Raw genomic sequence first — 1,368 nt, 5'->3', positions numbered from 1 at the left:
CGATGTGTCCGGGGCCGGTGCCGTCGATGAATCGTTCGGCGGTGATGATCACGCGGACGCAGGGGGTGCGGGAGCCGAAGACGGTGCCGGTGTCTTTATTACCGGCGAGGCGGAAGATGTCCATGAACCCGTCGGCGGCCCGCTGATCCCAGGTGCGGTCATCGACAGGAACCTCAGACGCCGGGACAGAGCCATTAGCGTCAGCGCTCCCGTGGTCGTCTGTGGTGTCGAGGTCGGTGCACGCGTCATCGTCACCTGAACCGCCCTCGCTGCTGGATCCGCTCTGAGCGTCGGTGTCGATCACGGCCCCGGTGTCGGTGGTGCGGAATTTCGGTGTCGGCCGTCTCGGGGACATGATCTGTCGGAATGCTGCGGCGACGTGGACGCCGTCTTCGGGTGGCAGGCACCAGATTCCGCGGTGCATGCCTTGGTCGTCGATCCACAGCTTCACGAACCTGTTGTCGCGTTGTTTCTGTTCGCGGTCGGGGATGTGTTCGGCGTCGATGACGTCGCGCAGTTGTCTGGCGCGGCGGAACAGTTGTTCGCGGCTGAGGCCGGGCGAGGCATCCATCAACGCCTGCGCCGCCGCGGTCAGCGCTTGTTGGTCGACGCCGGTGATCTCGGACAGCACCCGCCGGATCACGTCGGCCGCATCGACGCTGATCAGGTTCGCGCGCAGGGCATCCCCGACCAGCTCACGCCAGGGAATCACCCGCGGCGGCAGCTGAGTGGGGTCGGCTGAAGCACCGGGCCCGCCCGCGCCAGGCCCGCCAGCCCCATCACCCCCGCCGGCCTCATCCCCGCCGCCCGTATCCCCACCCGGCGCGGCACCTAGCTCGTTCGCGGTCTCCGCCTCGGCCAGCATCTTTCCGTTCTCGATCTGCCGGTTCGCCTCCTGGTAGCCGACCCCGGTGAGGAACTGCAGCAACCCCTCGGCGCTCTTGAAGCCCTCCCGCTGCGCGAAGCCCTTGTGACCGAGCTCGGCCCGGGACTCGAGAGCGACCCGTGCCGCCGCGCGCGCCTGAAACTCGGACGCCGCCTGCTTCAGCGCATCGCCCGCCTTCACGGCCTCCTTCAGGTCGATCGACCCCCACCCCGACTGCTCAACGGAACGGTGCAATTCCGCTACCGCGGAGGCCCGTTCGGTGAGGAGAGTGGAGAAATCTGGCATGCATCAATTCTCCCTAATCGAACACACGTTCGAAAGTGTTTGGCGATATCAGTGGATAAGTCGTCAGCACCCGCGCCTGTAGAGGAGGAGACCAGCCGCCCCGCCCCGCCCGCCCCCCCCCCCCCCCCCCCCCCCCCCCCCACCCCCCCCCCCCCCCCCCCCCCCCCCCCCCCCCCCCCCCCCCCCCTCTCCTACTA

General features: G+C 68.6%; 1 protein-coding gene. It reads right to left on the bottom strand.

What is annotated here, in order from left to right; genetic code table 11:
• The coding region (locus G5S38_RS15470; RefSeq protein WP_165070546.1) for a DUF222 domain-containing protein at positions 1–1,171 on the bottom strand (1,171 nt) is incomplete at its 3' end.
• Positions 1,172–1,368: the final 197 nt, after the last annotated feature.

The organism is Marisediminicola senii (assembly GCF_011057645.1).
GTDB lineage: Bacteria > Actinomycetota > Actinomycetes > Actinomycetales > Microbacteriaceae > Marisediminicola > Marisediminicola senii.
This window is presented reverse-complemented; position numbering and strand designations above follow the sequence as displayed.